The sequence below is a fragment of the Peribacillus sp. BM1 genome, from assembly GCF_056679975.1.
This window is the reverse complement of sequence record NZ_CM155259.1, coordinates 3,831,367-3,856,348: the sequence shown is the minus strand read 5'-3', so window position 1 is coordinate 3,856,348 and position 24,982 is coordinate 3,831,367. Positions and strand designations below refer to the sequence as shown.

24 protein-coding genes are annotated in these 24,982 nt (G+C 39.2%); 23 read left to right on the top strand and 1 reads right to left on the bottom strand.

Going from position 1 to position 24,982, the window contains the following annotated elements:
• Window positions 1–20: 20 nt before the first annotated feature.
• From floA to cccA, 21 genes are all read left to right on the top strand, one after another.
• Window positions 21–1,019, top strand: a complete 999-nt coding sequence (gene floA, locus AC1MGI_RS18530) for a flotillin-like protein FloA (protein WP_480346885.1) — start codon at window positions 21–23, stop codon at window positions 1,017–1,019.
• 23 nt (window positions 1,020–1,042) lie between these two features.
• Window positions 1,043–1,558: a hypothetical protein gene (locus AC1MGI_RS18525; protein WP_480346883.1), complete on the top strand. Its 516-nt coding sequence runs from the start codon at window positions 1,043–1,045 to the stop codon at window positions 1,556–1,558.
• 76 nt (window positions 1,559–1,634) lie between these two features.
• Window positions 1,635–1,919, top strand: coding sequence for a sporulation protein YqfC (gene yqfC, locus AC1MGI_RS18520; protein ID WP_028391848.1), 285 nt, complete (start codon window positions 1,635–1,637; stop codon window positions 1,917–1,919).
• Between the two features lie 16 nt (window positions 1,920–1,935).
• On the top strand, window positions 1,936–3,123 hold the full coding sequence (gene yqfD, locus AC1MGI_RS18515; RefSeq protein ID WP_480346881.1) for a sporulation protein YqfD: 1,188 nt from the start codon (window positions 1,936–1,938) through the stop codon (window positions 3,121–3,123).
• A 3-nt stretch (window positions 3,124–3,126) separates the two neighbouring features.
• Window positions 3,127–4,092, top strand: a complete 966-nt coding sequence (locus AC1MGI_RS18510) for a PhoH family protein (protein WP_480346879.1) — start codon at window positions 3,127–3,129, stop codon at window positions 4,090–4,092.
• 281 nt (window positions 4,093–4,373) lie between these two features.
• Window positions 4,374–6,533 (top strand): HD family phosphohydrolase, encoded by a 2,160-nt coding sequence (locus AC1MGI_RS18505; RefSeq protein ID WP_480346877.1) that lies wholly within the window; start codon window positions 4,374–4,376, stop codon window positions 6,531–6,533.
• The gene (gene ybeY, locus AC1MGI_RS18500; RefSeq protein WP_480346875.1) at window positions 6,530–7,003 is read left to right on the top strand and encodes an rRNA maturation RNase YbeY; all 474 of its coding nucleotides are present in this window, start codon (window positions 6,530–6,532) and stop codon (window positions 7,001–7,003) included. The genes AC1MGI_RS18505 and ybeY overlap by 4 nt, the downstream gene beginning before the upstream one ends.
• Window positions 6,984–7,358: a diacylglycerol kinase family protein gene (locus AC1MGI_RS18495; RefSeq protein ID WP_480346873.1), complete on the top strand. Its 375-nt coding sequence runs from the start codon at window positions 6,984–6,986 to the stop codon at window positions 7,356–7,358. The genes ybeY and AC1MGI_RS18495 overlap by 20 nt, the downstream gene beginning before the upstream one ends.
• A gap of 178 nt (window positions 7,359–7,536) precedes the next feature.
• Window positions 7,537–7,935 carry a cytidine deaminase gene (locus tag AC1MGI_RS18490; protein WP_480346871.1) on the top strand — a complete coding sequence of 133 codons (399 nt, stop codon included), beginning with the start codon at window positions 7,537–7,539 and terminating at the stop codon, window positions 7,933–7,935.
• Entirely contained in the window at window positions 7,928–8,857 is a 930-nt protein-coding gene (gene era, locus AC1MGI_RS18485; protein WP_480346869.1) for a GTPase Era, read from the top strand. Before AC1MGI_RS18490 ends, era begins: the two co-directional genes overlap by 8 nt.
• A 97-nt stretch (window positions 8,858–8,954) precedes the next feature.
• Complete coding sequence (locus AC1MGI_RS18480) at window positions 8,955–9,095, top strand: YqzL family protein (RefSeq protein WP_082674970.1); 141 nt, start codon at window positions 8,955–8,957, stop codon at window positions 9,093–9,095.
• A 438-nt stretch (window positions 9,096–9,533) separates the two neighbouring features.
• Window positions 9,534–10,286 carry a DNA repair protein RecO gene (recO, locus tag AC1MGI_RS18475; protein WP_480346867.1) on the top strand — a complete coding sequence of 251 codons (753 nt, stop codon included), beginning with the start codon at window positions 9,534–9,536 and terminating at the stop codon, window positions 10,284–10,286.
• Window positions 10,287–10,919: 633 nt separating this feature from the next.
• Window positions 10,920–11,801, top strand: coding sequence for a glycine--tRNA ligase subunit alpha (gene glyQ, locus AC1MGI_RS18470; protein ID WP_062177904.1), 882 nt, complete (start codon window positions 10,920–10,922; stop codon window positions 11,799–11,801).
• 3 nt (window positions 11,802–11,804) lie between these two features.
• On the top strand, window positions 11,805–13,874 hold the full coding sequence (gene glyS / locus AC1MGI_RS18465) for a glycine--tRNA ligase subunit beta (RefSeq protein ID WP_480346865.1): 2,070 nt from the start codon (window positions 11,805–11,807) through the stop codon (window positions 13,872–13,874).
• A gap of 432 nt (window positions 13,875–14,306) precedes the next feature.
• Complete coding sequence (gene ccpN / locus AC1MGI_RS18460) at window positions 14,307–14,945, top strand: transcriptional regulator CcpN (RefSeq protein WP_480346863.1); 639 nt, start codon at window positions 14,307–14,309, stop codon at window positions 14,943–14,945.
• A gap of 25 nt (window positions 14,946–14,970) precedes the next feature.
• Complete coding sequence (locus AC1MGI_RS18455) at window positions 14,971–15,777, top strand: pyruvate, water dikinase regulatory protein (RefSeq protein WP_480346862.1); 807 nt, start codon at window positions 14,971–14,973, stop codon at window positions 15,775–15,777.
• 342 nt (window positions 15,778–16,119) lie between these two features.
• A complete protein-coding gene (locus AC1MGI_RS18450) occupies window positions 16,120–16,623 on the top strand; it encodes a YaiI/YqxD family protein (protein ID WP_480346860.1) in 504 nt (167 codons plus the stop codon).
• A gap of 29 nt (window positions 16,624–16,652) precedes the next feature.
• Window positions 16,653–18,461 (top strand): DNA primase, encoded by a 1,809-nt coding sequence (dnaG, locus tag AC1MGI_RS18445; protein ID WP_480346858.1) that lies wholly within the window; start codon window positions 16,653–16,655, stop codon window positions 18,459–18,461.
• A gap of 38 nt (window positions 18,462–18,499) precedes the next feature.
• Window positions 18,500–19,633, top strand: a complete 1,134-nt coding sequence (gene rpoD / locus AC1MGI_RS18440; protein WP_062177924.1) for an RNA polymerase sigma factor RpoD — start codon at window positions 18,500–18,502, stop codon at window positions 19,631–19,633.
• A 201-nt stretch (window positions 19,634–19,834) separates the two neighbouring features.
• A complete protein-coding gene (locus AC1MGI_RS18435; protein ID WP_480346856.1) occupies window positions 19,835–20,383 on the top strand; it encodes a hypothetical protein in 549 nt (182 codons plus the stop codon).
• A gap of 199 nt (window positions 20,384–20,582) precedes the next feature.
• Window positions 20,583–20,951 carry a cytochrome c550 gene (gene cccA, locus AC1MGI_RS18430; RefSeq protein WP_062177929.1) on the top strand — a complete coding sequence of 123 codons (369 nt, stop codon included), beginning with the start codon at window positions 20,583–20,585 and terminating at the stop codon, window positions 20,949–20,951.
• A 258-nt stretch (window positions 20,952–21,209) separates the two neighbouring features.
• Here cccA and AC1MGI_RS18425 read toward each other — a convergent pair whose 3' ends face one another.
• Window positions 21,210–22,475, bottom strand: a complete 1,266-nt coding sequence (locus AC1MGI_RS18425) for an Nramp family divalent metal transporter (protein ID WP_480346854.1) — start codon at window positions 22,473–22,475, stop codon at window positions 21,210–21,212.
• Window positions 22,476–23,100: 625 nt separating this feature from the next.
• Between AC1MGI_RS18425 and AC1MGI_RS18420 the strand changes: the two genes are divergently transcribed.
• Together AC1MGI_RS18420 and AC1MGI_RS18415 are read left to right on the top strand one after the other, a co-directional pair.
• A complete protein-coding gene (locus tag AC1MGI_RS18420; protein ID WP_480346852.1) occupies window positions 23,101–23,811 on the top strand; it encodes a tRNA (adenine(22)-N(1))-methyltransferase in 711 nt (236 codons plus the stop codon).
• Window positions 23,808–24,929: a Nif3-like dinuclear metal center hexameric protein gene (locus AC1MGI_RS18415; RefSeq protein ID WP_480346850.1), complete on the top strand. Its 1,122-nt coding sequence runs from the start codon at window positions 23,808–23,810 to the stop codon at window positions 24,927–24,929. Before AC1MGI_RS18420 ends, AC1MGI_RS18415 begins: the two co-directional genes overlap by 4 nt.
• Window positions 24,930–24,982 lie beyond the last annotated feature (53 nt).

The following is a 24,982-nucleotide window of genomic DNA, read 5'->3' as shown; positions in this document are numbered from 1 at the left end:
CTTATTTTAATTTTGAAAGGATGAATGATTTGGACGCAAATATTATCTTTATTATTTTGGCTGCGATAGCGATTATTATCGTACTGTCGGTATTTTTTACATTTGTACCTGTTACACTTTGGATTTCAGCGTTAGCTGCTGGGGTAAGGGTCAGCATATTTACACTAATTGGGATGAGGTTACGTCGAGTTATTCCAAGTCGAGTTGTCAATCCGCTTATTAAAGCACATAAAGCAGGATTAAGTGTGGGGACCAATCAATTGGAAAGTCATTACTTGGCAGGAGGAAACGTCGACCGTGTTGTGAACGCGTTAATTGCAGCGGAGCGAGCGAATATCACTCTTCCATTTGAAAGAGGTGCGGCGATTGATCTAGCCGGCCGTGACGTATTAGAAGCAGTACAAATGAGCGTTAATCCTAAGGTTATTGAAACTCCTTATATTTCAGGTGTGGCAATCAACGGGATTGAAGTAAAAGCAAAAGCAAGAATTACCGTGCGTGCCAATATAGAACGCTTAGTCGGGGGAGCTGGTGAAGAAACAATCATCGCTCGTGTTGGTGAAGGGATTATCGCCACAATTGGTAGCTCCAAAAGCCATACAGATGTACTTGAAAATCCTGATATGATATCCCGTACCGTTTTATCCAAAGGTTTAGATGCTGGTACTGCGTTTGAAATTCTCTCGATTGATATTATGGATGTGGATATCGGGAAAAACATTGGAGCGATTTTGCAAACGGATCAAGCGGAAGCGGATAAGAAAATCGCGCAAGCAAAAGCGGAAGAACGTCGCGCGATGGCTGTCGCTCAAGAGCAAGAAATGGTCGCTCGCGTACAGGAAATGAGAGCGAAGGTTGTTGAAGCTGAGGCTGAGGTTCCATTGGCGATGGCTGACGCCTTGAAATCAGGCAATCTTGGTGTCATGGATTATATGAACATCCAAAATATTGAAGCGGACACAGGCATGCGCGGCTCCATTGGAAAAATGTCTAAAGGGCCTAAGGATCATGACAAGTAAGACTTTAGGAAGGGAGGATTACTATGGAATCCCTCTTTGATTTAATCTTTGGGAACATCTGGGTCATCGTCATTATTATTGGGATTGTGTCTAGTATGTTTAAAAAAAAGCAAGAACAGGGTGAACCTAAGCGTACCGGAACACCTACTACGCCTGTTAACCAGAAGCCGGTGCGTGAACAAAAACGGCCAAGGCATGATCAGGCGAAAACGATTCGCCAATTTTATGAGGAAGCGAAGAAGGCGATGGAGCCACCGCATCCTGCTACTCTTGAAATAGAAAATGATGTAAAGCCAGCAGCAGAAGCATGGGCGAAGGAGCAAGAGCAAGAGCTCGAACAGCAGGAAGCAAAACGACAGCGGCAAATCCAGCTTAAAGAGAATCGAGCCGTGAGGAAAGAGATTTCAGACGATAACAGTCCAGTTTATCAAACGAACTTTGAAATCAATCAGCAAAAAGTACTAGATGGCATTATCATGGCTGAAGTTCTTGGCCTTCCAAGAGCCAAGAATAGACGACGCTCGGGTCGTCGAATGTAAGAATACATGAGCGTAAAATAATGGTGCTAGAACCCCCATTCATTTCATACATTGAGATGAAAGGGGGTTCTTTTTTATGGCACAAAAATGGGGGCAGCGATTTAGAAGACTTCTTGTTAAAACTATGGATCTGCCGCAAGATGTCATGATGGACCTGCCAAGAATCACAATGATTGGTCAATTACATATTTATATTGAAAATCATAGAGGCTTACTGAACTTTACAGATACAGAAGTCCGTCTTCTTTTAAAAAATGGGCAGCTACTCGTTAAAGGACGTTCATTTGTAATCAAAACGATTTTGCCCGAAGAAATCATGCTAGAAGGTAAAATCGATCAGGTTTCTTATATAAACGAGTAAGCTTGGGAGGAGAACCATGAAGAATCAATGGACAAACTTGTACACAGGGTTTGTAGAGGTCAAGGCGAGTGGCAAAGGAACGGAGCGGTTAATAAATGAACTGATTAGACAAGGGGTTTCCGTATGGGATATCAGGAGAACGGCTCCTGGTATTCTTGTCTTTTGTATGGATGTGCAGGAAATTTCGAACCTGCGGAAAGCCGTTCGAAAAAATGAGTGTAAAGTGACCTTTGTAAAAGGAAGCGGTGGTCCATTTTTTATTAAAAGACTAATCAAAAACAGTGGCTTTGTCTTTGGCTTTTTGGCTTTTCTGATTACGATTTTCGTACTGTCTAATATGGTCTGGGGAATCGAAGTCCACGAAGCAAGCCCAGATACCGAGTATGCGATTCGAAAAGAATTAGATAAGATGGGGATAAAAAAAGGCAAGCTTCAATTCTTGTTACTTGATGTGGATGAGATCCAAAAGCAGTTAGGAGATAAAATTGACGTATTAACGTGGGTAGGTGTAGATTTAAAAGGTACAACCTATCACTTTCAAGTTGTTGAAAAAGAGACACCGGAAGAAGTAAAAACATATTCTCCACAACATCTTGTCGCTAAGAAAAAAGCCGTTATCAAGAAAATGCTCGTTGAAAAAGGCAAGCCTATCGTTAGTATCAATGATTATGTTACAAAAGGGCAGCTGCTTGTATCAGGTTTAATTGGTAAAGAGGATAAGCAGCAAATAGTACCGGCGATTGGCAAGGTTATGGGCGAAACATGGTATAAGGCAACGGTTGAAGTACCTCTCAAAACGAATTTTTCCGTTTTTAATGGTGATGAATCAACTAGACACTCTATAGCCGTCGGTAGTCTGTCTATTCCATTTTGGGGATTTAAGAACCCGGATTATCCAGAATACGTAACAGAAACATCGTCCAAGCCTTTCTTTTTTTTACAATGGAAATTGCCGATTTCCTATAAAACGCAAACATTAAGAAGCAAAGAAGATTTAGTTCGGGAATATACGAAGAATGAAGCGGTGAAAGAAGCGAAAAAAATGGCAAAGGTGAACTTAGAAAAAGAACTTCCAGAAGATGCGGAGATTATAGATGAAAAAATTTTGCGCGAAAGCATAGAAAATGGTAAAGTTATACTATCAATACATTATCAGGTTATCGAAAACATTGCGATTGGGCAACCAATTATTCAAGGAGACTAGCGAATGTCAGAAGATATCAAAGCAATTAACGTAAGACTTGAATCTCCCCATGAAGCGCAAGCGCTGCTTGGTAATGGGGATGTACATATTAAGATACTTGAAGAAGAATTGCAGGTTTCTGTAATTACACGTGGAGAAGGCATTACGATTGCAGGAGAACTAGATCGTGCAGCTCTTTGTGAGGACATTCTACGATCTCTTCTTACCATAATTCGTAAAGGCATCAATATAAGTGGACGAGATGTGATTTATGCCCTTGAGCTTGCAAAAAAAGGAACACTGGAGTACTTTGCCGATTTATACGAAGAAGAAATTGGCAAAAATGCGAAAGGTAAATCGATCCGTGTCAAAACGCTTGGACAGCGCCATTACATCCATTCAATTAAGAAGCATGATCTTGTTTTTGGTATTGGTCCAGCAGGTACTGGTAAAACATACTTAGCGGTTGTGATGGCCATCAATGCATTGAAAAACGGTCAGGTCAAGCGAATTGTTTTAACTCGTCCTGCTGTTGAAGCTGGGGAGAGCTTAGGTTTCCTTCCTGGTGACTTGAAGGAAAAGGTCGACCCTTACTTAAGACCGTTGTATGATGCTCTCCACGATATGCTTGGCATGGAACAGACGCAAAGAATGATGGAACGTGGCACAATCGAGATTGCCCCGCTTGCCTATATGAGGGGTAGAACCTTAGATGATGCATTTGTCATCCTTGATGAAGCCCAAAACACGACTCAAGCACAAATGAAAATGTTCTTAACCAGACTTGGCTTTGGCTCGAAAATGGTCATAACGGGGGACAGAACACAGATTGATCTTCCAAAAGGAATGAAGTCTGGTTTAATTGCAGTAGAGGGGATATTAAAGGAAGTGAAAGGTCTTTCTTTCATATATCTTGAGCAGAGTGACGTAGTCCGTCATCCGCTAGTTGCGAAAATTATCTCTGCCTATGATACGATAGAAGATAAATAAAGATGTTACATAAGGGGTTAGAGCTTATACTTTATACACGATTTACAGTGTATAGGAGATATGAGGTCTGCCCCTTTTTTTGTGCAAAGTTTTATAAAAAGGAGTTTAAGGCTTGTTCAATAACCGATACTGGTAAAAAGGAAAAAAGATGAATTTTCTTCTGTAAACTGTGAGAAGAGGGTGAAATGCTGATTGAAAACTGTTATGATTTTACATAATAGACGAATGCCAATTCTTATGTATACATAATATGATGCGAAACAAAATAGGAGGGGCGATTTTTGAGACTAGTTCAAGAATATGTGCGTAAATTAAGAGAACTATTGGGAAATAGATTTATCCGGGTTATACTGTTTGTGCTACTAGGTGTGTATAGTTGCTTTATTATGTTTTCAAATGTAAAACCAGAGAAAATTAATATCCAATTGTTTCAGCCTTCTGAGCAAACGATCCGAGCCACGAAAACCGTTGAGGATACGTATAAAACCGAACAGGATAAAGAAGAAGCAACAAAGCAAGTATCAGATGTGTACACGCTAAAAAAAGAATATGCCCAAAATAAAGTAGATTTAATTTCATCGATTTTCGATTCTGCTTTGGAAGTGAAGAAAGAAGCAGAAGAAACGATCAGAAAAGATGAAAATGGAAAAACTATTCCCGTTTCAGCAGAAGATCAACTATCCTTACTTAAGGAAAAATTAACAGAAGATGTAAGTCGGGAAATTGGTAATACTGTGCTGACATCTCTTGTCAATGCTGACGAAGATGAACTGAACATTACGAAGGACTTGACAATCACTGCTGTCAATAATGTCATGAGCGCAAAAATTGCCGCTAATGATGTTGAAAACGCGAAGAAAAGGGCAGAAGAAGAGCTGAGGTATGCTAGTATTAGTTCAGAATTAAAGTCTGCTTCCGTTTCTTTGGCACGAAATGCAATCATCCAGAATTATTTCTTTGATCGAGAGAAGACTGATGATCAAAGGAGAAAAGCAGTAGAAACGGTTGAACCTGTAAAAATTCTGCAAGGACAAATCATTGTTGAAGAAGGGCAACTTGTAGATCGTGAAGTATATCGACAACTTGAACTAGCCGGTTTTCTTAATAATGAAAATACGATTTACCCGTTTGCTGGATTGGTTCTCTTTGTGTTCATTTCTCTAGCAGGATTTTATTATTACTTTTATCATTCCAATGATCTTGAGATAAGCAAAACCAATCAAATGTTGATTTTTGCCCTCGTGTTTATTTTAAGTATCGGGATGATGAAAATATTCAGTTTGCTGGGCGATCTTAAATACGGGGAAATTGGGTATTTTTTTCCGGCTGCACTAGCGGCCATGTTATTAAAAATCTTGCTGAATGAGCGATTTGCCGCGGCGATTATGATTATTCTAGGTGCATTTGGCTCGATTATTTTTAATGCGGAGACACCTGGTAATCTTAACTATACAATTGGGTTATACATATTATTTAGTGGCATTGCCGCAATCATAATCATGTCTCGAAAAAACTTTCAAATGAAAATTTTACAGGCAGGGCTTGTATCGTCAGTGATTAATATTTTGCTCGTGTTTGCCATTACGTCTATTACGAATGGGAACTATACGAAGATGGAGTTTATGGTTTATTCGTTTGCGGCCATCGTATCTGCATTAGGATCAGCTGTGTTAACAATTGGTTTACTACCATTCTTTGAAGCAGGATTTGGCATTTTATCGTCCATCAAATTACTTGAACTTGCTAATCCAAATCATCCTCTGATACGGAAAATATTGACGGAAGCACCAGGTACCTATCATCATAGTGTGATGGTTGCAAATCTGGCAGAGTCAGCTTGTGAAGCGATTGGGGCGAATGGGTTGCTTGCGAGAGTAGGCTGTTATTATCATGATATTGGGAAAACGAAACGGCCACATTTTTTCATAGAAAATCAAATGAATAGTGAGAACCCACATGACAGGCTACCACCTGAAGCGAGTAAGGATATCATTATTGCCCATGCTGTAGATGGAGCAGCCATGCTTAGGAAGCATAAGTTTCCACAGGGAATTGTTGATATCGCCGAACAGCATCATGGGACGACACTGCTGAAATTTTTTTACCATAAGGTTTTAAAGGAAGATGAAACAACACTTGAGGAAAGCTATCGTTATCCAGGGCCAAAGCCGCAAACTAAAGAGGTTGCCATCATCGGCATTGCGGATAGTGTCGAGGCTGCCGTTAGATCGATGAATCACCCAACACAAGAGAAAATAGAAGCGCTCGTTCGTGCGATCATTTCCGATCGTTTGAATGACAATCAATTTGATGAATGCGATATAACGATGCGTGAATTGCATGTAGTAAGAGAGGCGCTTTGTGAGTCCTTACACGGCATCTTTCACTCAAGAATAGAATATCCCGAAATGAATAAAACGGAACAGAAGGTGAATATATGACGATAGACATCGATTTTTTGGATGAGACAAATGAAGTGAGTGAAGCGGCTGTTGAACTTGTTGGGAAAGTGATTCAATTTGCTGCAAGTAAAGAAGGAATTAAAGTAGGCAGCGAATTATCTGTTACATTTGTAAGTAATGAACGGATCCGTGAAATCAACTTAGAATATCGCAATAAAGATTACGCTACAGACGTGATTTCCTTTGCACTTGAAGAAATGGGTGAAGATGAAGTAGCAATCGTCGGTGATCATCTACCGAGAGTGCTAGGGGATATTATCATCTCGATTGAAAAAACAAAGGAGCAAGCTTTGGAGTATGGTCATTCTTTCGACAGGGAGCTTGGATTTCTTGCGTTGCATGGCTTTTTGCATTTGTTAGGCTATGATCATATGAACGAAGCGGATGAAAAGGAAATGTTCTCGCGTCAAACGGACATTCTAGAAGCATATGGGCTTAAAAGAGACTAAGCCAAAGTCGTCATTAGTTAAGAGCTTTGGTTATGCCCTCTTCGGCATCATTTCAGCAGTTAAATCAGAACGTAATATGAAGATTCATGTGGTTATTGCACTACTTGTGATCGGCTTTGGTTTTTACTTTTCTCTGTCAGGAATCGAATGGCTCTTCATTATGCTTGCGATCTCTGGTACGATTACGCTAGAAATGGTGAACTCAAGCATTGAAAGGGCCGTGGATTTGGCTACAGATCAAATCCATCCCTTGGCAAAAGAAGCAAAAGATTTTGCAGCAGGCGCCGTTTTGATATATGCTATATTCTCTGTCATTATAGGAATCATCATTTTTTTGCCGAAAATAGTAGCTTGAAAACCGAGCTGATTTAGGGCAGTAAGAACCCCTCCACAAGGCTTAGAGGAATCGAAGAAGCGTTGGGTGGGGTAACTTGCCCGTAAAAGCCCGATTGGTGAACTAATCGGGTTCGTAGTTTCACTTTATGTAGCTGTTAACGAACTAAATGACCTCATTTTTGAAAGGAAGACAATAAATGAAAACATCTCAACTGATCTCTGAAGCAAAAATTGCGAGAGACAAAGCGTATACACCGTATTCCAAATTTAATGTAGGTGCGGCATTGCTGACAGCGGATGGTAAAGTGTACCATGGTTGTAATATTGAAAATGCTGCTTACTCCATGACTAACTGTGCCGAACGTACAGCTATTTTTAAAGCCGTTTCTGAAGGCGATACGAAATTTGCTGCGATTGCTGTTGTGGCTGATACGAAAAGACCTGTACCACCATGCGGGGCATGCAGACAAGTAATTGCTGAATTATGTCCGAGAGATATGAAAGTGATTTTAACGAATCTAAATGGAGATATACAAGAATTAACAGTAGAAGAATTGCTGCCAGGAGCATTTTTACCGGAGGATTTAAATGGATAAATTATTTGAAGATACACAAGAAAAAGGATACAAATCAGGATTTATTTCGATTATTGGTCGACCAAATGTCGGGAAAAGCACCTTCTTGAATCGAGTCATCGGGCAAAAGATTGCCATTATGAGTGATAAACCGCAAACAACAAGAAACAAAGTTCAAGGCGTCCTGACGCAAAATGATTCACAAATGATTTTTATCGATACACCTGGGATTCATAAGCCGAAGCATAAGTTAGGCGATTTTATGATGAAAGTTGCAACGAATACGCTGAAGGAAGTTGACTTAATTCTTTTTATGATTAATGCTGTTGAAGGATACGGACGCGGCGATGAATTTATTATTGAGAAATTGCAAAATGTTAAAACGCCGGTTTTCCTAGTTGTAAACAAAATCGATCAATTGCATCCGGATGAGCTGTTCCCGCTGATTGAAAAATATCAAGCGCTATACCCATTCACAGCCGTTGTACCAATTTCTGCACTTGAAGGAAATAATGTCGAAACATTACTCGGACAGATTAAGAAACATCTGCCAGAAGGTCCGCAATTTTATCCAGCAGATCAAGTGACGGATCATCCTGAGCGTTTCATCATTTCTGAATTAATTCGAGAAAAGGTTCTTCACTTAACACGCGAGGAAATCCCGCATTCAGTTGCTGTTGTCATTGATTCAATCAAGAAAATGGATAATAGTGAAACGATTAATGTTATGGCGACGATTGTAGTTGAACGAGACTCACAAAAAGGGATTGTCATTGGCAAGCAAGGGAAAATGCTGAAAGAAGTCGGCAGTCGTGCGCGCGTCGACATTGAAAACCTATTAGGTTCCAAAGTGTTCCTAGAATTATGGGTGAAAGTTCAAAAAGACTGGCGCAATAAAATGTCTCAACTGCGTGATTATGGATTTAACGAGGATGAATATTAATTAACAAAATTTACGTCTTATGAAAACGAATTGAGGGGTCAAGATATAAATAGGTCAGAAAAAAGTATCATGCTACTCACGAAAGGTGGGCTTTACGATGTTAGAATTTACCTGGGGAATGTTTAGTCAAACCGGTAATATTGATACCTATCTTCTTTTTAAAGAATTAGAGGTGGAAAAACGCGGTCGAGCCGAGAATGACGAAGAGATAGCTGAAATTGATTTTCCTGTTACCTGAGGTTTGTCTTGATTTTTCAATACGTACGATTAATAGTTAAAGGCGCCATGGCTCGAGGGAGTCAGGCGTTCTTTGTGCTTTTTTGGAAGGTGCCGGAGATTCGTTAACTTAAAAATTGTGACCAAGCAAATTGCAAGGTAAACTAGATATTGAGTGGAAATCGATAAATTCTGACTACGCTCTGTTACCTTATTTGTATTATAAAGCTTTCTTTTAAAGTAGCTCGTGGTGTTTATATATATAGGGCGTGAAGCGGGGCTTCGCGACTTATTAATATAGCCAAGCGACCTAGCAGGTATACTTATTTTATCAAGAAAACATCCAAAATTCAGGCTCCGCACCGCCACCATTGTGATTAGGTGGGTGTAGCGTGCTATATGTGGTAAATAGTGGCGTTTAGCGACATACAGCTTTTGGATGAAAGGTGGTGATCTTTGCTTGATACAAAAATGTGAAGGTATTGTTATACGGCGGACAGATTATGGCGAGAATAATAAAATTATTACCCTGTACACGCGGGAATTCGGTAAGATAGGTGTTATGGCAAGAGGAGCCAAAAAGCCTAATAACAGACTTGCTGTCGTCACACAGCTTTTTTATTACGGGTATTTTGTCTTCACTCCTTCGAGCGGTCTTGGGAGCCTTCAGCAAGGTGAAACAATTGATTCGATGCGCTCGATAAGGGAAGATATTTTTGCAACAGCGTATGCATCTTATATGATAGAATTGTTAGATAAGAGCGTTGATGATCGCAAGGCCAATCCGTTTCTATTTGAATTGCTCTATCAATCGCTCCACTACATAAATGAAGGCTATGATGCTGAAATTCTCAAGTTTATTTTTGAAATGAAGATGTTGCAAGTGAATGGGCTAAGCCCTACACTTAGTCAATGTGCCAGCTGCGGCAACAGTGAAGGCGAATTCTCTTTTTCAATTCGTGAAGGGGGATTTCTTTGTCATCGCTGTGTCGGAAAAGATCGGTACCATATGAAAATTTCGCCTGTGACCGTTAAATTGTTGCGCTTATTTTATTATTTTGATTTATCTCGTCTCGGTAATATTTCTGTTAAGCAAGAGACGAAGAAAGAATTGCAGACGATCATAGATGCCTATTATGATGAATATTCTGGATTGCATTTAAAGTCCAAGAAATTTTTAAAACAGATGGATTCGATGAAAGATCTATTTTAGAAAGATTGACAACCGAGCAACACTTCGTTAAAATTCAAAACATAATCAAATTTAATGCGTTGAAGAAAAAGAGTACTTGATTTTACTCCATATAAGTGTGAGTTCAAAAAGGAGGATAAAAAGAGCCGAGGAGTTCGAGGAGCGATCGTCTCAACCTTTCGCGTATGCAGTAATACGTGAGGACCGGAGAGACAGAGCTTTGATGCAATTCTTAAGCTATTTTTACCGGACTTTTTGAACAACCTAAAAAAGCGAACCTGGGATAGTGTGAGCCGGGCTATGGACTTTCAAGGAAGGCGTTTCGGAGCATATCAGCTGCATTTGCAGATAAAAGAGGCCGTGTATCTACGCGGCAATTAGGGTGGAACCGCGGGTAAACTCTCGTCCCTATGCTATTGGCATAGAGACGGGAGTTTTTTGTGTTTCTGAATGAAGGACATGGGGACTTAGGCTTTGCGACTTACTAATAAGCCCGCACTATGTAGATATACTTTCTTTACTAAGAAACACTGACACCATTATGATTAGGTGAGTGTAGCGTGCTACAGGGTGGATCCATCAAAAGTAAATGGTTTTTAGTTTTAACACTATAGGAGTTTGGTTAGAAAAAATAATATGTAATGGAGGCGCAGTATGAATATCCAAAATATGATTTTAACGTTGCAAAAGCATTGGTCAGAGCAAGGATGTATTTTAATGCAGGCATATGATGTCGAGAAGGGTGCTGGAACGATGAGTCCATACACATTCCTGCGGGCAATCGGACCTGAGCCATGGAATGTTGCTTATGTTGAGCCATCAAGACGTCCTGCAGATGGACGTTATGGTGAGAATCCAAACCGTCTTTATCAGCATCACCAATTTCAAGTGATCATGAAACCATCACCAGATAATATTCAGGAGTTGTATTTAGATTCCTTAAAAGCACTCGGAATTGATCCACTTCAGCATGATATTCGATTTGTAGAAGATAACTGGGAAAATCCATCACTTGGCTGTGCCGGATTGGGCTGGGAAGTTTGGTTGAACGGGATGGAAATTACTCAATTTACCTACTTCCAACAAGTTGGTGGATTAGAATGTAAACCGGTTTCTGTCGAAATCACATACGGAATTGAACGGTTGGCGTCGTATATTCAAGAAAAAGAAAATGTCTTTGATCTTGAATGGACAAATGGCTTTACGGTTCGTGATATATATGGTCAACCAGAATATGAGCATTCCAAATATACATTTGAAACATCAAACTTAGAAATGCTATTCCAATTATTTACGATGTATGAAAAAGAAGCGCACGCCCAAATGGAAGCAGGACTTGTACACCCAGCTTATGATTATGTGTTGAAATGTTCGCATGTGTTTAACTTGCTGGATGCAAAAGGGGCCATTTCTGTAACGGAAAGAACAGGTTATATTGCACGCTGCCGAAATTTAGCTCGTAAAATCGCAAAAACTTTCTATGATGAGCGTGAAAAATTAGGCTTCCCCATTTTAAAACAGAAAGGAGAGAACTAAAACATGAACAAGCAAAATTTGTTAGTGGAAATTGGATTAGAAGAAGTGCCAGCACGATTTGTCACAGCGGCAATGGAACAATTGTCCGATAAAGTGCAAAAATGGTTAACGAAAAAAGCAATTCCTTTTGGGGAGGTCTCTGTGTTCTCAACACCCCGTCGTTTAGCGTTTTACATTCAAGACGTGGCAACGGCTCAAGCCGATATTGAGGAAGAAGCAAAAGGCCCTGCCAAGAAAATTGCCCAAGATGCAGAAGGGAACTGGTCTAAGGCAGCGATTGGCTTTACAAAAGGTCAAGGAATGACGGTTGATGACATTTATTTTAAAGAAATGAATGGCGTGGAGTATGTTCATGTAAATAAGTTTATTAAAGGACAGCCAACTCTCCAATTATTAACAGAATTGAAAGAGTTAATCACAAGCCTTTCATTTCCTAAAAATATGCGCTGGGCAGATCAGGATCTTCGCTTTGTTCGCCCGATTAAATGGATGGTTGCTTTGTTCGGTGGCGAAGTAATCCCATTTGAGATTGCGGGAGTAGAAACAGGTCGCATGACCAAAGGGCATCGTTTTCTAGGAGAAGCAGTAGAAGTCATCACCCCTGATCAATATGAAAAAGCGCTTGAACAACAATTTGTCATGGCTGATCCGAAAAAACGGAAGCAGTTGATTCTCGATCAAATTCATAAACTTGAAGAAGAGAACGGCTGGCAAATTCCTGTTGACCAAGACTTACTTGAAGAGGTTAATAATTTAGTGGAATATCCAACTGCTTTATTCGGGAATTTTGAAGAAGAATTTTTGGAGCTTCCACAAGAAGTGTTGATTACTTCGATGAAAGAACATCAACGCTATTTCCCTGTTAAAAGTAAAGGCGGCAAGTTGCTGCCCCATTTCGTGACCGTGCGTAACGGAAATGCAGACTATCTTGACAATGTGGCAAAAGGGAATGAAAAAGTCTTGCGAGCTCGGTTATCAGATGCGGATTTCTTCTATCGCGAAGATAAGAAAAAAGAGATTGCAAGTGCGTTAGAAAAGTTAAAATCCATTGTGTACCATGAAGAAATTGGTACATTGGCTGAAAAAACGGCCCGTGTTCAGAAGCTCACAGGCATACTTGCCGATCAGGTAGAACTTTCCGATCAGAAAGAACTTGCCTTACGTGCAGCGGAAATTGCCAAATTTGATCTAGTGAGTCACATGGTTTACGAATTCCCCGAATTGCAAGGCTATATGGGTGAGAAATATGCGTTATTAAAAGGCGAGCCAAAAGAAGTAGCAGCTGCAATTAATGAACATTATATGCCTAGACATGCAGAAGATAGTGTTCCGCCATCGTCAATCGGAGCCGTTTTAAGTGTCGCTGAAAAAATGGATACAATCGTTTCGTTCTTTGCGATTGGCGTCATTCCAACAGGCTCCCAAGATCCATATGCATTACGCAGGCAGGCTAGCGGCGTTGTTCAAATCTTATTAGAGAAAAAGTGGTCGATATCTCTAGAGAAATTACTCACATACGCTCTAGATGAAATGGAAGCGCGTGGAATTGCTAAACGAGATAGCGCTGAAATTTCAGCGGACCTGTTACAATTCTTTAAAGCACGTGTGAAGCATTTATTAACCGAAAAAGGCATTCGCTATGACTTGATTGATGCACTGCTAATCAACGAAATTGGCAACGTATCAGCCCTAGTAGAACGGGCATTAGTGCTTGAAAAAGAAAAAGACAGCTCGGAATTTAAAAAGAATATCGAAGCGTTAAGCCGGGTAATGAATATCGCAAGTAAATGTGAGCAGAAACAAACGATCGATCCAACGTTATTTGAAAACAAAGAAGAGGCAGCATTATTTGAAAAATATCAAATAGTTGCTACGAAATACAGTGAAACAGATGATGAGGACACTCGCTTCCACTTACTCGTGTCTCTTCAGCCGGAAATTGAGCAATACTTTGAACATACAATGGTCATGGCAGAGCAAGACTCTATTCGTGAAAATCGCTTGTCACTCATGAAAGAAATTAGTGAACTAGCAGAAAGCTTTGCCAGCGTGAATAAAATTTTATCCTTATAAAAACGAAAAGATGGGGATGCCTTATAAGGGTCTGACCTCGCACTCTAAATCAGTATGTAGTGTCTCGCACACTTATCTTATACTGTATGCAGTTGTTGCGGGGTTTGACCCCTTTGCTTTGTTTATCCCGCTTTAACGGGCAGTAAACCCTTCACTGATTGAAGTTTCACTTTATGGTACTAGGGCATTTTGGCTCTTTATATGAAGTGAGTGCAGCGTGATACTTGATTAATCCTTCATGGGAAATGGTGGCGTTTTAACGCCATAGGAGTTTTGTATGAAGGAAAAGGGAATGGAACCGATCTGGTAAAGTAATCTAGATTGTGGTGTTTAAACCTTATTACATAGTGATTTCAGTGCTCTTTTCATTTAAATAGGTTATAATAATGATAAATAGTATAGCCTAATAAGTTGCTCTGCTTAAGCAGTTGGGTGGTGAATAAAATCGAATTAAATAAACGCCAAGAATTGATTGTAGAAATTGTAAAAGAAAATGGGCCGATTACCGGGGAACATATAGCGGATAGGCTCAATTTGACTCGAGCTACACTAAGGCCAGATTTAGCCATTTTAACAATGGCTGGATTTCTCGATGCAAGGCCAAGAGTCGGTTATTTTTATACAGGTAAATCGAGTACACAACTCCTAACCGATAGTTTGAATAATATTTATGTGAGAGATTATCAATCGATTCCAGTCGTTATAAATGAAAGTATTTCGGTATATGATGCCATCGTAACGATGTTCCTTGAGGATGTGGGAACGATGTTTGTTGTCGATAAGCAAGCGTTGCTTGTTGGCGTTCTTTCGCGTAAAGACTTATTAAGGGCGAGCATCGGTAAACAAGAATTGGCTACGATTCCTGTCAATATTATTATGACAAGAATGCCCAACATTACGATGTGTACAAAGGAAGATTTAATGATCGACGTCGCTAAGAAATTGATTGAAAAGCAGATTGATGCTTTACCAATCGTGAAAGAAGTTGAAAGTGGTTTTGAAGTGGTAGGCCGAATCACTAAAACGAATATAGCCAAAGCATTTGTTGCTTTAGCTGATGAAAGCTATTAGAGACTTTCTGAGGGGATGGATTGAAATGAAAGGTTCGATTATTTTTGTAGTTTCTGATTCAATCGGTGAAACAGCAGAACTTGTCACAAAGGCAGCTGCCAGCCAATTTACAGCTAATCATTTTTCAATAAAACGAATTCCATATATTGAAGATGAACAAGGCGTGGATGAAGTCATTGCCCTTGCAAAATTAAATCAGGCAATCATTGCGTATACACTCATTAAACCGGAAATTCGAGCACATATGAAAGAACAGGCTGAAATGGAAAACATATTAGCATATGATATCATTGGGCCGCTTATGGACATGCTTCAGCAGAGAGCAGAAACATCGCCTAGGAATGAACCAGGGCTGGTTCGCAAACTTGATGATAACTACTTTAAACGAGTTGAAGCGATTGAATTTGCGGTAAAGTATGATGATGGACGTGATCCGCGTGGCATTCTTCGAGCAGATATTGTCCTTGTCGGTGTCTCAAGAACATCCAAAACACCATTATCACAATACCTAGCACTTAAGCGGTTTAAAGTTGCGAATGTGCCACTTGTTCCTGAAGTTGATCCACCGGAAGAGTTGTATCTCGTTCCTCCAGAGCGATGTTTTGGTTTGAAAATCAGTCCTGAAAAGCTGAACACGATTCGTAAAGAACGCTTAAAATCGCTTGGATTAGGTGATCACGCAATTTATGCCAATGTAGAGCGGATTAAAGAAGAGCTTAAGAATTTTGATAGCATCGTTGCAAAATTGAATTGCCCAATCATTGATGTGACGAATAAAGCGGTGGAAGAGACAGCTAACACCATCATTAATATAATAAATAATCGCAAATAAACGTTTGCCGCTATATCAAATGGCGGCTCCTTTTTATGGTTTGAGAATTTTTTTTGCAAAAAAAGTAATAAATACATAGTAGATTTTGCACAGACTATTCCTACATCAGATCTTAACCATTCGAAAAAAAATTCAATCATGCGATTCCGAGCTAATTAAGTTGAAATGGTAGCAACTTTTAAACAATTGTACTATAATAAAAAATTGTGAGAAAAACAAATTTTTAGGTTTAGTATTAATTAATACGGAATAGACTATAAATATTAGAATGTCAAGGACTTCATCATGATAAAATTCGACAGATATGCTTTTCGGCAAAGAATCGAAGGAGAAAAAAGGATTATGCAGAAAGATGTAGAATTAATACTTATGGTGAATGAAAAACCGATGATTTATGTAGATGCTGATGCGTGTCCTGTAAAAAGTGAAACATTGCATTGTGCAAAAATGTTTGATGTTTCGGTTGTTTTTGTTGCTTCATATAAAAATATGATGAATGATCCAGAAGGTGAATGGATCTATGTGGATGCAGACAAAGAAGCAGCTGATCTTCAAATTGCAAATTCCGTAAAAAAAGGTGATATTGTGATTACTGCTGATATTGGATTAGCCGGAACCCTGCTCGCTAAACAAGTTTATGTACTTTCTCCTCGTGGAAAGGAATATACAGAAGATAAAATTATGTCTCTTCTTGATATGCGTTATCAATCTGCAAAACTTCGCAGGCAAGGTAAGCATACAAAAGGACCTAAATCGTTTACGAAGGAAGACAGAAAAGCCTATGTTGAAAAACTTATGGGGATTTTGTCGAAACTTGCAGGAAATAACGAATCCATGTCGAATTAAAAATAATCACCGAATTGTAAGGTGAAAATATGGCGAATGCCCGAATAGAAGATGAAAAATTAAATCAAATCCGAGAAGCTGTGGATATCGTCGATTTAATTGGCGAATACGTCCAGCTAAAAAAACAAGGGCGAAATTATTTCGGCCTTTGTCCGTTTCACGGTGAAAGCACCCCTTCCTTTTCAGTATCACAAGACAAGCAAATCTTTCATTGCTTTGGCTGTGGGGCAGGCGGCAATGTGTTTACCTTTTTAATGGATATCGAAGGCTATAACTTTATCGAAGCCGCCAAAAAGATTGCCGAAAAAGGAAATATCCCATTAGATGTCGAAATAAACCAAGAAACATCCCGTCCTCAAATGCCTGTTGAATCTAAACAGATTATTGAAGCACATGATCTTTTGAAAAAATTCTATCATCATCTCCTTGTTAATACAAAAGAAGGACAAGACGCATTAGAATATTTACTTCAACGGGGATTTACGGAAGAAGCTATTGAAAAATTCCAAATAGGCTATTCTTTGGATTCATGGGACTTTGTTTATAAATTTCTCACGAAAAGGGGATATGAGCCAGAGCTTTTAGAAAAAGCAGGGTTAACCATTTTGCGAGAAAGAGATGGTACCTACTTTGATCGTTTTCGGAATCGAATCATGTTTCCTATCACGGATCATCAAAGCAATACGGTTGCATTTTCAGGGAGGGCTCTAGGTCAGGATGAGCCGAAATATTTAAATAGTCCCGAAACACCGGTATTTAATAAAAGTCAGATTTTGTATAATTTTCATACTGCAAGGCCACATATTCGGAAGAAAGAACAAGTTGTCATATTTGAAGGGTTTGCGGATTGCATTTCTGCTGTCCGTGCAGGCGTTGAACAATCGGTCGCAACAATGGGTACTTCTTTGACTGAACAGCATATTCAAATGCTAAAGCGGAATACCGACCAAGTTTTGATTTGTTATGATTCAGACTCTGCTGGCATGAATGCGGCAAATAGGTCACTAAATATGCTTCTTCAAAGCGGATTTCAAGTTAAGGTAGCCGTCATGCCTGATCAACTTGACCCCGATGACTACATAAAGAAATATGGCGAAAAAAGCTTTAATTCTGAAGTAATAGGGGCCAGTTTAACACATATGGCTTTTAAAATGCTTTTCCTTCGCAAAGGAAAAAACTTAAACAATGAAGGAGATCGCATTCAATATATTGAAGATATATTACAGGAGATTTCCAAGCTTGCAAATCCGGTTGAAAGAGATCATTATTTGCGTCAACTCTCTTCTGAATTCTCCCTATCATTGGATGCATTAGAGCAGCAGCAAAGGCAAGTTTTTTTCTCTGAAAAAAAGAAAGGGAATGTCGCCTCTCCTGCTCCTGTCAAAATGAATTCTTTACAATATGAGCGAAAGCTTAGGCCCGCTCATTATAACGCTGAACGAATGATGATTGCTCATATGTTAAAAAGTAGGGAAATTACCGCAAAAATTCAAGCAATGCTCGGAACAACCGTTTTTCATGTAGATGAACATCAAGCGATCATTACGTATTTATATGCATTTTATGAAGACGGGCACGAGCCAGATGCGAGTTTTTTCTTAACATACCTGCCTGATCAAAACTTGAGAAGAATTGTTTCTGAAATAGAAATGATGTCAGTGAATGAGGAAGTTACCGACAAAGAACTGACAGATTACCTAAATCAAGTGTTGAAATATGAAAAGATGTTAATGATAAAAGAAAAAGAAGCAGAACGAAAAGAAGCAGAACGCCGCAGTGACCATCTTAAAGCGGCACAGATTGGTATGGAAATTATTCAATTACGAAAATTATTATAGTTGGTTGACTTGTGTAAGTCTTGGAAGGAGGGGAACAGATGGCTGAAAAATCAGCACGTTCCAAAGAGGTTGACAATAATGATTTGAATTTAGATCAGGTGAAAGAACAACTGCTTGAGTTAGGGAAGAAGAAAGGGTCATTATCCCTTGAGAAGATTGCAGCGCGACTTGGAAGCTTTGAACTGGATTCAGATCATATGGATGAGTTCTACGAATTTTTAGGTGAGCATGGTGTCGAAATTCTTACTGATGGTGAGGAAGAAGATGACGATGACCCAAATGAAAAAGAACTACAAAAAGAAGAAGAATTTGATTTAAATGATTTAAGTGTACCACCTGGTGTGAAGATTAACGACCCTGTCCGCATGTATTTGAAAGAAATCGGCCGAGTGGATTTATTATCTGCCGTAGAAGAAGTTGCCCTTGCAGAACGTATCGAAGAAGGCGATGAAGAAGCAAAACGCCGTTTAGCTGAAGCGAACCTTCGACTAGTAGTAAGTATTGCTAAACGTTATGTAGGACGAGGAATGCTCTTCTTAGATCTTATTCAAGAAGGAAACATGGGTCTAATTAAAGCCGTTGAAAAGTTTGATTATCGTAAAGGATTCAAATTCAGTACGTATGCCACATGGTGGATCCGCCAAGCCATTACTCGTGCGATTGCAGACCAAGCACGTACAATTCGGATTCCTGTGCACATGGTTGAGACGATCAATAAGTTAATTCGTGTTCAAAGACAATTGCTTCAGGATCTTGGCCGTGAACCTTCTCCTGAAGAAATTGCTGAAGACATGGATCTGACTCCTGAAAAAGTTCGTGAAATCTTGAAAATTGCACAAGAGCCAGTATCATTAGAAACGCCAATCGGCGAAGAAGATGATTCCCATTTAGGTGACTTCATTGAAGATCAAGATGCGACATCTCCTTCTGAGCATGCGGCCTACGAGCTATTGAAAGAACAGCTTGAGGATGTTCTTGATACACTCACAGACCGTGAAGAAAACGTACTTCGTCTTCGTTTTGGTCTTGATGATGGGCGTACACGCACACTTGAAGAAGTCGGCAAAGTATTTGGTGTTACGAGAGAACGTATTCGCCAAATCGAAGCTAAGGCACTGCGAAAACTAAGACACCCAAGCCGAAGCAAACGTTTGAAAGACTTCTTAGAATAGGATATCCCATCAAGTAAACTTTTTAAAACCTAGGGTCTGACCTAACACTATTTATACCGTTTATTGTGTCATCTAAACGATATATAGTAGATGGAAGGTCTGACCTTTATTGTGTTTTCTAGCACATATTGGCGCTCGGGCTAAAAAGTGTATTTAATCTGCCGATATAGTTAATAAACGTTTGCTTTAGGATGTGCGTATATGAACGAAACGCGAAAGAAAATCATTATCCAAGAAATTATTTACTGGAAAAGGAACAGATTACTGCCAGAACACTATTGTGATTATTTACTCGTGCTTTACAGCGGCGGTGAAGAAGTGAAATCTACCAACTCAACTAGGACAACTTCAAGAAAAACAGCAAATTATCTGTATGGCATCGTAGTACTCCTTTTATTTTTTACTCTATTTTTGAATTATTTTACTCAATTTGCTGTTGGTTTGCAAATGGGTCTGACCTATTTTTTACTTTTATCCCTAATTAGCTGTACCATATTATTTTATAAGAAAAATATCCACTATCAGTTTCCACTCATTGGTTCTATGATTGTTTTACTGTTAGCGACGCTCCAAACAGCTAAGTACATGGCTTCTGGACAAGCAATCGTCCTATATATACTTTTACTCGTCAATTGTGCGATTTGGTTTGTTTTAGGTAAAAAGATGAAATTGCCTTATTTCCTAGTTTCGGGAATTTTGGGATTAACAGTAATTCTCTACTTTGTAGCTAAATTATACAGTATTTTTTGAAAATGGGAAATATTCTATCAGAATTTTTCTAAAAATTCACAAGTGTTTTATTAGAATCAGGATAAATTTGCCTTAAATAAGAAATTATATAAGTTATTCGGGTTTAGGTCTTTTCCTTATTTCTTTTTTCTAGTAAACTAAAGATGCTTGTATATTTATTTATTATGAATAGAATAGTAATACATAGGGAGGTAATTCTATGAAACGCAATCCAGTTATTCCGTTTATTCTTATTATGGTATTTGGAATTGGCTTGATGTTCATGCTTTCTTTCAAGGGGCTTGGTGATGCGAAAAACATCGCTGAGGAAAAAGAAGGCGGTAGCGAAAAAGCAGGGGAGCAAGTTGCTGCTTCACCAGAGGAACTGTATAAAACCAATAGTTGTATCGGTTGTCATGGAGGAAACTATGAAGGTGGAATGGGTCCTAAATTAGCCGGCGTAGCCGATCATTTATCAGTGGATGAAGTCAAAGACATCATCACGAACGGTAAAGGCGCAATGCCAGGCGGATTGATTCCAGCAGACAATATAGATGCGATGGCAGAATTTATTCACGGTTTGAAATAATGTAAGCGAGTAGCAGCATTTCTATTAGGGGTGCTGCTGTTTTTAGGAATTTGCTCATAAGACAAGAATTTTGACGAATTCACTTAGATGAACCAACTCATATGCAGCGAATTCTGTGTAAATAGAACATAGACGAAAAAATTAATGATGCATCAAATTGAAAAAGAGCAGATCCCAATAAAACTTTTGGGATTTGCTCTTTTGACTAGGAGTAGTTTTGGGCATTGATGGTTTCGTGTAATCATGTAACAATTCAACTTAGCCAAATAAGGTAGAATACAACAAGAATAAATTAAGACAAATAATTAATACAGCGACACACCAAGCACTAATCGTCGTTATTCGGTGGTTTGTAAGATTACCCATAATTTTTTGGTTACTTGTAAACATAATTAATGGCACTAAAGCAAACGCAATTCCAAAGGAAAGGACCACTTGGCTCATAACGAGAGCTTTAGACGGGTTAACCCCCATCATAATGATCGCTAACGGTGGAATCATCGTAATAATTCTCCTTAAATAGATCGGTATTCTCCTTTTGATAAAACCCTGCATGACGACATCGCCCGTCATTGTACCAATAGAAGAACTTGAAAGTCCTGCCGATAATAATCCAATTCCAAAAAATATCGCTACAGAAGGACCTAGTAATAGGCTAAATTGATTAAACGCCACATCTAAATCCTCGACGAATAAACCATTTTTATGAAAAAGAGCCGCAGATACAATTAACATACTAGCATTGATTGCGCCAGCAATAAGCATGGCAATCATGACATCAACAAACTCGAAACGAAAGATCTTTTTCCGCTCAATATCATTTTTGCCGACAATTCTATTTTGTGTTAAGGCAGAATGTAAATAAATAGCATGTGGCATGACAGTAGCTCCAAGCATTCCAGCAGATAATAAAATGCTATCTACATTTTCAAATTTAGGTGTAAAGAGTCCGGAAAGAACAGCAGAAGAATCAGGTTGTGCAAAAAAGACTTGAATACCAAATGCAATCACAACCACAAAAATCATTCCTGTAATAACTGCTTCTAATGTACGGACACCTCTTCTTTGAATTTCTAAAATAGCAAATGATCCTATAGCGGCAATGATCGCAGACGTTATAAGTGGAAGGTCAAAAAGTAAATAGAGGCCAAGAGCGGCACCGATAAATTCAGCTAAGTCAGTAGCCATAATAACAATTTCAGCTTGTATCCATAACATAATGGAAGTTTTTTTTGAAAATCGCTCCCGGGATACCTCCGCGAGATTTTTCCCAGTGGCGATTCCTAATTTAGCTGACATTGTTTGAATTAATGCAGCCATTAAATTAGAAGCGAAAATGACCCATAGTAAGGTGTATCCATATTTCGAACCGGCTGCTATATTTGTAGCATAATTTCCAGGATCAATATATGCGACAGCTGCAATGAAAGCAGGACCTAAAAAAGGCAGCAATCGTTTTATTCCTTTAGCATCTCCTCGTAATGAATGAGAAGCGGATTTTGACAGTCCCTTCGAATTAGCCATGATGTTTGCAACCTCCTTTTCGTCTAACTCATAAAGTTTCGTTAAGGAAACTTTATTTGATGGTAACAATTATATTCGTTGAGTATTAAAAGTGTCAAAGATAAATGAATGAAGCATTTATACCGGTTTAACCGGCTATAATACCCCGCCTCAATCTTTGTTTAGAGAACCGAGAAAAAATAGGTAGGGAATAAAAACTCACTAATGGAAGTTTCAATTTATTGGTATACTTACATGATAAACAAAGTAAAATCCTAATGCTTAAAGTGCGTGTTCAAAAAGGGGGATAAAAGAGCCGGGAAGTTCTGCGAGCGCATTGTCTCAAACCTTGCACTTATGTAGCGAGGACCGCACTGGCAATGGATGTGCGCGATTTTAACAGAAGGTCAAAAATTCACGACGAAGAAATTCGCAAGCTTTTTTACCGGACTTTTTGAACAATCTTTTAAAATACAACGTTCTTCATCAATATTAAAAGAATGATGATCTCGTCAGATATCCGTATTTTAAGTAATTAAGGATCGATGATAGCTTTTCTTATAATCGCAGTTCTTATCAATTTTTGTTATAATTTATGTACGATGCCAATCTAGCTTGGACGTAAATTGAAAAGAGAGATGATAACATGAATCATGAAAAACTATCGATGAGATTAGAGCGAGTTGCTACATATATACCAAAAGGAAGCGTGTTGGCTGATATTGGATCAGATCATGCGTATTTGCCTTGTTACGCAGTGCAGAAAGGGATCACCGTAAAAGCAATTGCGGGAGAAGTTGTCGAAGGACCCTTTCAATCGGCAAAAAAACAAGTGAAACAGACGGAATTAGAAGGTCAAATAGATGTACGATTAGGAAATGGTCTTGATGTGTTGGTCCCTAATGAGGCGACATGCATCACGATTGCCGGGATGGGTGGAATATTAATTTCGTCTATTCTTGAAAATGGGAAAGATAAGCTTGGTACCGTAAAAAGGCTTGTTCTTCAGCCGAATGTCGGTTCAAATATTGTCCGTAACTGGCTGCTTGAAAATGATTGGGAATTGGTGAATGAAGAAATTCTCGAAGAAGATGGGAAAATTTATGAAATATTAATTGCCGAGCGAGGAATACCTGCCAAGCCTTATGCAAATCATGCTGAATCCGCTCTGCTTTTTGGACCATTTTTAATGGCACAGCGTCATGAAGTATTTTTGAAAAAATGGCAGCTAGAAAAGGAACATTGGCAAAGAATTATCAGAGAGATGGATGAAAAAAGTCAGCATGCGAAAACAAGTAGTAAGCGTCAGGAATTAATGGATCAAATTCAAAAGGTGGAGGAGGAATTAGGGATATGAAAACGGCAAATGGTCACCAAATCATTGAATTATTTGAACAGTTTTCACCAAAGCGATACGCAGCTATGGAAAACGATCCGATTGGCCTCCAAATCGGCAGTTTGAAAAGGCCTGTAACAAAAGTATTGGTGGCACTTGATGTAGTACCGGAAGTGGTTGATGAAGCAATCGAGGCTGGGGCCGAGCTTATTATTGCGCATCATCCATTCATTTTCCGTCCATTGAAAAAAATTGATCTGACGGAAACAAGTGGTCAAGTAATTGAAAAATTAATTAAGCATGACATCGCAGTCTATGCCGCACATACCAATTTGGATGTCGCAAAAGGCGGAGTGAATGATTTATTGGCCAACGCATTAGAGTTGCAACAGACTGAAGTGCTTGTTCCTACACATGAAGTGAAGTTGAAGAAACTTGCTGTGTATGTTCCAGTTGATGCTGCGGATATAGTGAGAGAAGCAATCGGAACAGCTGGAGCAGGTGCGATTGGCAACTATAGTGCTTGTTCGTTTTCGATGGAAGGAACAGGCAGATTTTTACCGCAAGAGGGAAGTAATCCGACGATCGGTTCAAAAGGAATCAACGAAAGTGTTGCTGAGGTACGTATTGAAACGATCTATCCTGAAACCATTGAGCGAAAACTTCTCTCGGCTTTGTTTAAAGCTCATCCTTATGAAGAGCCTGCTTATGATCTATATGAGCTAGAAAACACTGGGGAAGTATTGGGTCTCGGTAGGGTTGGTACATTGAAGGAAGAAATGACACTCGAGCAATTTGCGGGTCATGTGAAGAAAACACTCGAAGTTGATATGGTCCGCATGGTAGGAGACCGTCAGGCATTGGTAAAAAAAGTCGCAGTTCTAGGTGGAGATGGAAATAAGTATTTCACCCAAGCGTTATTCAAAGGTGCCGATGTATATGTAACGGGTGATATGTATTATCATATCGCGCACGATGCAAAAGCGATGGGATTAAACATTGTTGATCCAGGACATAACGTGGAAAAGGTCATGAAAAAGGGAGTAGCAAACGTCATGGCTGCTCGCTGTGATGCAAAAGGACTTGCTGTTGAATTCATCGCCTCTGCCATTCATACGGATCCATTTACATTTATCTAAAAAAGGGTCTGACCTCACAAACTATACACCGTTTATTGACTCACTTATTCTCC